Here is a 6,612-nt window from a genome sequence, read left to right on the forward strand (position 1 = left end):
GCGGCCTGGCCGCGGCGCTGTGCCTGCTGGCCCGCGACGAGGGCGGCCCGGCGATCGCCGCCGCGCACCTGTACTACCCGATGCTCGACGACCGCACGGTCGCCGGTGACGCGCCGGTGTGGAACGGCCGCCTCGCCACGGTCGCCTGGCAGGCGTACCTCTGCGGGAAGCCGGCCGACGCCTACGCCGCCCCGGCCCGCGCCGCCGACCTGGCCGGCCTCCCGCCGACCTACCTCGACACCGGCGAGCTCGACCTGTTCCGCGACGAGGACGTCGCCTACGCCGAGCGGCTCGAGGCGGCCGGCGTCGAGGTGCGGTTCGAGTCCTGGCCCGGCGCCGTCCACGCGTTCGAGCGCATCGCGCCCGGCGCCGCCGTCAGCCGCGCCGCGGTCGAGCGCCGCCGCAACGCCCTGGCCCGGGATCTGAGTTGGTGACGATCTACGAGGTGGCCGCCCGCGCCGGGGTGTCACCGGCCACGGTCAGCCGGGTCATGAACGGCACCCGCGTCTCCGCCGAGTCGGAACGGCTCGTCCGGGCCGCCGCCGAGGAGCTGTCGTTCATCCCGAACCGCACCGCCCGGCGGCTGCGCGTCCAGCGCTCCGACGTCATCGCCCTCATCATCCCCGACATCGAGAACCCCTTCTTCACCGCGCTCGCGCGGGGCGTCGAGAACCGGGCCCGCGCCGCCGGCTACTCGGTGGTGCTGTGCAACACCGACGAGGACCCGGCCCGCGAGAAGACCTACATCGACATCGTGCTCGCCGAGCACATGGCGGGCGCGATCCTCGCACCGGCCGACGACGCCAGCGACGTGTCGCGGCTCGTCGCCGCGAAACGGCCGGTCGTCGCCGTCGACCGCAGCCTGCACCGCAACGACATCGACGCGGTCACCGTCGACAACCGGGCCGGCGGGCGTTCGGCCGCCGAGTCGCTGTTCGCCGCCGGGTTCCGCCGGGTCGCCTGCATCACCGGGCCCAGCTCGGTGGAGACCGCCCAGCTGCGGATGGAGGGCTGGCAGCAGGCCACCCACGCCCGGCAGGGCCGCGACGACGACGCCCTGCTGCGCTACGCCGACTACCGGGTCGACGGCGGCCGGGCCGCGATGGCCGACCTGCTCGCGCTGCGCGAGCCGCCGGACGCCGCGGTCGTCGCCAACAACCTCATGGCCGCCGGCGCCCTCGACGCGCTGCACGACGCCGGCCTCACGCCGCCCGGCTTCGGCCTCGCCGTCTTCGGCGACCTTCCGTTCGCCTCGTTCGGCCGGCGCGGCATCCGGGTCGTCGACCTGCCGGCCCGCGAGCTGGGCGAGGCCGCCGCCGGCCTGCTGCTCGACCGCATCTCGGGCGCGGCCGGCCCGGCCCGCACCGTGGTCCTGCACGCGAAGGACGGTTCATGATGTTTCTCGGTGTCGACATCGGTACCTCCAGCAGCAAGGGCGTGCTCGTCGCCCCCGACGGCCGGGTGCTGGCCACGGCCGTGCGCTCGCACGAGGTCTCCCGCCCGTTCCCGGGCCATGTGGAGATGTCCGCCGGCGTGTGGTGGGACGAGTTCCGGTCCATCGCCGCGGAGCTGACGGCGGCCTCGGCCTCCCCGGTCACCGCGGTCGGGGTCAGCGGCATGGGGCCGTGCGTGCTGCTGACGACCGCGGAAGGGGAGCCGCTGCGACCGGCGATCCTCTACGGCGTCGACACCCGGGCCACGGCCGAGATCGCGGCGCTGACCGGGGAGCTCGGCGGCGACGAGGCGATCCTCGCCCGCTGCGGCTCGGTGCTGTCGACCCAGGCCGTCGGCCCGAAACTCGCCTGGGTCGCCGCCCACGAGCCGCAGGTGTGGGCCCGCGCCCGCCGCCTGTTCATGCCCGCGTCGTGGCTGGCGTACCGGCTCACCGGCGAGTACGTCCTCGACCACCACTCGGCCAGCCAGTGCACGCCGCTGTACGCCCCCGACGACCTCGCCTGGTACCAGCCCTGGGCCGCACGGATCGCCCCGGACCTCGACCTGCCGCCCCTGTCGTGGCCGGCCGACGTCGCCGGGGTGACCCGCACGGCCGTCGCCGGCATCCCCGCCGGCGTCCCGGTGATCACCGGCACGATCGACGCCTGGACCGAGGCCGTGAGCGTCGACGCGCAGAACCCCGGCGACCTCATGCTCATGTACGGCACCACGATGTTCCTCGTCGCGACCGTCGACCGGCCGATCACCACCCCGTCGATGTGGGGAACGGTCGGGGCGTACCCCGGCTCCCGCAGCCTCGCCGGGGGCATGGCCACGTCCGGCGCCGTCACCGGCTGGCTGCGGGACCTCACCGGCGCGGACTACGAGGCCCTCCTCGCCGAGGCGGCCGAGTCCGGGCCCGGCGCGCGGGGGCTGCTGATGCTGCCGTACTTCGCGGGGGAGCGCACGCCCCTCATGGACCCCGACGCCCGCGGCGTCATCGCCGGGCTGACGCTCAGCCACACCCGCGGCGACCTGTACCGCGCCGCACTGGAGGCGACCGCCCTCGGCGTCCGGCACAACGTCGAGACGATGCGCGCGGCGGGTGCCGTCGTCGACCGGGTCGTCGCCGTCGGCGGCGGCACCAGGGGCGGGCTGTGGACCCGGATCGTCAGCGACGTCACCGGCCTCACCCAGGTCGTGCCGGCCACCACCGTCGGCGCCGCCTACGGGGCCGCCTACCTCGCCGCCCGCACCACAACCGGCGCCGACATCGCCGCGTGGAACCCGCCCGCCGAGACCATCACCCCGGACGCCGCCCTGCGGCCCGGCTACGACGAGCTGTACGCGCTGTACCGCGAGCTGTACCCGGCCACCCGCGGCGTCGCCCACGCCCTCGCGTCGCGAGCCCGCCGGCTCGCCCTCCCGGAGGAGAGATCATGACCGGATACACCATGCCCCCCGCGGTCAGCCGACCGGCGTGCCCGCCGCAGACGGCGTACCTCGTCGCCAGCGGCGACCTGCGGCCCAGCGCCAACGCCGCGGGCTGGCCCACGCAGGTCGCCGTCGAGGCCGCCGTCACGGCCGCGTTCGCCGAGCTGGGCTGGTCGGTGGTGCGCGCGCACGAGGGCTTCGTCGACAGCCAGCGGATGGGCCTGGAGGTCTTCAAGACGATCCCCGCCGACGCGCCGCTCGTCGTCGCCGAGGCGGTGTGGCAGTACAGCCACCACGTCCTGGCCGGCCTGCGCACCCATCGCGGCCCGATCCTCACCGTCGCCAACTTCGCCGGCGACTGGCCCGGCCTCGTCGGCCTGCTGGGCCTCAACGCGGGCATGGCGAAGATGGGCGTGCCGTACTCGACCATCTGGTCGGTCGACTTCACCGACGACTGGTTCAAGGACGGCCTGCGGCAATGGGTCTCCTCCGGCCGCATCGACCACGATGACTCGCACGTGCGGGACCTGCCGGCGTTGCCGTCATCGACCGAGGCCGATCTCGGCCGCGCGCTCGCGGCGCAGCTGCTCGCCGACAAGGCGATCATCGGCGTCTTCGACGAGGGCTGCATGGGGATGTACAACGCCATCATCGACGACGAGCTGCTCAACCCGACCGGCATCTACAAGGAGCGGCTGTCGCAGAGCGCGCTGTGGGCCGAGATGCTGCGCGTCCCCGACGCCGAGGCCGATGCCGTCGGGGCGTGGCTGCGGGCGAAGGGCATGACGTTCAAGGTCGGCACCGACGAGGCGACCGAGCTGACCGAGGCCCAGCTGCGCTGGCAGTACAAGATGTACATCGCGGCGCTGCGCATCAGCGACGACTTCGGCCTGGACGCGGTCGGCATCCAGTACCAGCAGGGCCTCAAGGACCTCTCGCCCGCCTCCGACCTGGCCGAGGGCCTGCTGAACAACGCCGACCGCCCGCCCGTCACGTCCCGCGACGGCGCCCGCGTGCTGTGGGACGGACTGCCGCTGCCGCACTTCAACGAGGCCGACGAGGGCGTGGCCGTCGACGCGCTGGTGACCAACCGGATCTGGACCGCGATGGGCCTGGACCCGGCGACCACGCTGCACGACGTGCGCTGGGGCGAGGACTACGAGGGCGAGTTCGTCTGGGTCTTCGAGATCTCCGGTTCGGTACCGCCGTCGCACTTCGCGACCGGCTACGCCGAGGCGGTCGGCTGGCGCCAGGACCCGGTGTACTTCCCGCTGGGCGGCTCGACGATCAAGGGTGTGTGCAAGCCGGGCGAGATCGTCTGGAGCCGGGTGTTCGTCCAGGGCGGCCGGCTGCACGTCGACCTGGGCCGCGCCTCGGCGGTGTCGCTGCCGGCCGAGGAGACCGAGCGCCGCTCGAAGGCGACCACGCCGGCCTGGCCGATCATGCACGCGGTGCTGCACGGGGTGTCCCGGGACCAGTTCATGGCCCGCCACAAGGCGAACCACCTCAACGTCGCCTACGCCCCCACGGGGGAGGCCGCCGACCGGGCGCTGCTGGTCAAGGCGGCCATGTTCGCGGCGCTCGGCGTCGAGGTCCACCTCTGCGGCGACACCGCCGTCGGCTAGCGCTGATCCTTGGCGAGGCCGAGGTACAGCATGGGCCCGATCGGGAAGCTCAGCACGATGATCAGGGCCCAGGTGCGGCGGTCGAAGTGACGCAGGTCGCGGTCCGGGGTGCCGGCGAGGTCGGCCAGCAGCCGGCGGTCGAACCAGACCACCACGCTCATGATGGCCACGACCGTGACCAGGGCGACCGTCAGGTTGTGCACCGCTTCACGTTACCGCGCCAGGGCCGTTTCCTCGACCGCCACCGCGGTGGCCGCGCGGACGAACGCGGCCACCGCCTGGTCGCGGGAGTCCCGCGGCCAGGCGATGCACAACGTGGACGGCCCGAGCTCCTCGACGGGGCGGTAGGCGACGCCGGACCGCGGGTGCCGCCGGGCGACCGACTCAGGCAGGAACCAGACGATCGTGCCGAGCTCGACGAGGTTGAACAGCTGGGCCAGGTCGTACGACCTGCGCCGCGGATCGTGCGGAGCGACCGTCTCCGGCCGGTCCGCGGCTCCGCCGTCGGGAAGGACCCGGCCGGCGAGGTCGTCCAGCCGCAGCGCCGTGTGCGCGGCGAGGGGGTCGTCGGCGGCGATCGCGAGCAGGCGGGGCTCGACGAGCAGCGGCTCGAGGTCGAGGCCCCGCTCGTCGAACGGCCGCGGCAGGATCGCCACGTCGGCCCGGCCGTCGCGCAGCGCGGGGACCTGCTCGCCGCGGCCGCCGAGCAGCACCTCCACGGGTCGCCCGGCGGGGTCCTCCCGGTACGCGGCGATGCAGCGGGGCAGCAGCCCGGCGTCGTAGTCGGCCTTGAGCGCGACCCGCAGCGCCGGTGCCGGCCGCCCGGCGTTCTGCGCGCGCCGCGCGGCGGCGGCGATGGCGTCGAGCGCGGTGCGGGCGTCGCGCAGCAGCACCTCCCCGGCCGGGGTCAGCGCGACCTCGCGGGTGGTGCGCCGCAGCAGCTGGACGCCGAGGTGTCGCTCGAGGTCGCGGATGGCGCGCGACAGCGGCGGCTGCGCCATGCCGAGCCGCTCCGCGGCCCGCCCGAAGTGCAGCTCCTCCGCCACGGCCACGAAGTAGCGAAGCTGCCGCGACTCCAGATCGTTCATACTCCCAGGGTATCAATGCGGACCGGATCGGTCCTTCAGGTGCGCTGCCGCCGCGGGTTGACTGGGTCGCATGATCGTTGTTACGACTCCTACCGGCAACATCGGCCACCAGGTCGTCGACCTCCTCCTGGGCGCCGGCGCCCCGGTCCGCGTGATCGCCCGCGACCCGTCGTCGCTCGCACCCTCGGTGCGCGCCCAGGCATCGGTGGTACCCGGCTCACACGGCGACCCGGCGGTCGTCCGTGCGGCGTTCGAGGGCGCCGACGCGGTGCTGTGGATCGCGCCGCCCGGCTTCCGCTCCGTGTCGCTGGACGAGGTGTACGCGGGCTTCACCGCCCCGGCCTGCGCCGCGTTCGCCGACGGCCTGGTCGACCGCGTGGTGGCGGTCTCGGCGCTGGGCCGGGGTACCCCTTGGGCGGGCGCGGCCGGCCTGGTGACGGCGTCCCTGGCGATGGACGACGCCATCATGGCGACGGGCGTGCCGTACCGCTCCCTGGCGCTGCCGTCGTTCATGGACAACGTCCTGCGCCAGGCGGTGCCGATCGCGACCCAGGGCCTCTTCACCGGCGTGATCGCCCCGGACCGCCGCCTGCCGCTGGCGGCGACGCGCGACATCACCGCCGTGGCCGCGGACCTGCTCCTCGACGCGTCGTGGACGGGCCAGGCGGACCACCCGGTCCTCGGCCCGGAGGACCTGTCGTTCGCCGACCTGGCGAAGATCATGAGCGAGGTCCTGGACCGCGAGGTCGAGTACACCCAGATCACCCCGGACACGTTCCGTTCCGCGCTGCTGTCCCGCGGCGCCTCGGAGGCCGTCGCCGACGGCACGACGGCGATGATGGCGGCCAAGAACGAGGGCCTGGACAACGGCGTTCGCAGGACGCCGGAGTGGACCACGCCGACGAGCTTCCACGAGTGGTGCGAGTCCACCCTGCTCCGAGCCGTCAGCGCAGCCTGACGGCTCGGACCGGGATCGGCTCGGACCGGGATCGGCTCGGACCGGGATCGGCTCGGACCGGGATCGGCTCGGT

7 protein-coding genes are annotated in these 6,612 nt (G+C 74.3%); 5 read left to right on the forward strand and 2 right to left on the reverse strand.

Annotation, left to right across the window (positions count from 1 at the left end; all coding sequences use genetic code 11):
• The 4 genes from ABZS66_RS51430 to ABZS66_RS51445 all read left to right on the forward strand — a co-directional run.
• Positions 1–434: alpha/beta hydrolase fold domain-containing protein (locus tag ABZS66_RS51430; RefSeq protein ID WP_354770488.1), on the forward strand; the 434-nt coding region annotated here is incomplete at its 5' end.
• Positions 431–1,396: a LacI family DNA-binding transcriptional regulator gene (locus ABZS66_RS51435; RefSeq protein WP_354770490.1), complete on the forward strand. Its 966-nt coding sequence runs from the start codon at positions 431–433 to the stop codon at positions 1,394–1,396. The genes ABZS66_RS51430 and ABZS66_RS51435, both read left to right, overlap by 4 nt.
• On the forward strand, positions 1,393–2,877 hold the full coding sequence (locus ABZS66_RS51440; protein ID WP_354770492.1) for an FGGY-family carbohydrate kinase: 1,485 nt from the start codon (positions 1,393–1,395) through the stop codon (positions 2,875–2,877). The genes ABZS66_RS51435 and ABZS66_RS51440 overlap by 4 nt, the downstream gene beginning before the upstream one ends.
• Positions 2,874–4,493: a fucose isomerase gene (locus ABZS66_RS51445; protein ID WP_354770494.1), complete on the forward strand. Its 1,620-nt coding sequence runs from the start codon at positions 2,874–2,876 to the stop codon at positions 4,491–4,493. Before ABZS66_RS51440 ends, ABZS66_RS51445 begins: the two co-directional genes overlap by 4 nt.
• Here the strand turns inward: ABZS66_RS51445 and ABZS66_RS51450 are convergent.
• Together ABZS66_RS51450 and ABZS66_RS51455 are read right to left on the reverse strand one after the other, a co-directional pair.
• A complete protein-coding gene (locus ABZS66_RS51450; RefSeq protein WP_354770496.1) occupies positions 4,490–4,696 on the reverse strand; it encodes a hypothetical protein in 207 nt (68 codons plus the stop codon). The two genes, ABZS66_RS51445 and ABZS66_RS51450, sit on opposite strands and share 4 nt — an antisense overlap.
• 9 nt (positions 4,697–4,705) lie before the next feature.
• Positions 4,706–5,581: a LysR family transcriptional regulator gene (locus tag ABZS66_RS51455; protein ID WP_354770498.1), complete on the reverse strand. Its 876-nt coding sequence runs from the start codon at positions 5,579–5,581 to the stop codon at positions 4,706–4,708.
• A 70-nt stretch (positions 5,582–5,651) separates the two neighbouring features.
• Between ABZS66_RS51455 and ABZS66_RS51460 the strand changes: the two genes are divergently transcribed.
• Positions 5,652–6,539, forward strand: coding sequence for an NAD(P)H-binding protein (locus tag ABZS66_RS51460; protein ID WP_354770500.1), 888 nt, complete (start codon positions 5,652–5,654; stop codon positions 6,537–6,539).
• Positions 6,540–6,612: the final 73 nt, after the last annotated feature.

The organism is Dactylosporangium sp. NPDC005572, assembly GCF_040605515.1.
Lineage (GTDB): Bacteria > Actinomycetota > Actinomycetes > Mycobacteriales > Micromonosporaceae > Dactylosporangium.

Excerpts from the sequence above, each read along its gene's own strand:
- ABZS66_RS51460 (WP_354770500.1), top strand. The coding sequence starts at position 5,652 with ATGATCGTTGTTACGACTCCTACCGGCAACATCGGCCACCAGGTCGTC.
- ABZS66_RS51445 (WP_354770494.1), top strand. The coding sequence starts at position 2,874 with ATGACCGGATACACCATGCCCCCCGCGGTCAGCCGACCGGCGTGCCCG.
- ABZS66_RS51440 (WP_354770492.1), top strand. The coding sequence starts at position 1,393 with ATGATGTTTCTCGGTGTCGACATCGGTACCTCCAGCAGCAAGGGCGTG.
- ABZS66_RS51455 (WP_354770498.1), bottom strand. The coding sequence starts at position 5,581 with ATGAACGATCTGGAGTCGCGGCAGCTTCGCTACTTCGTGGCCGTGGCG.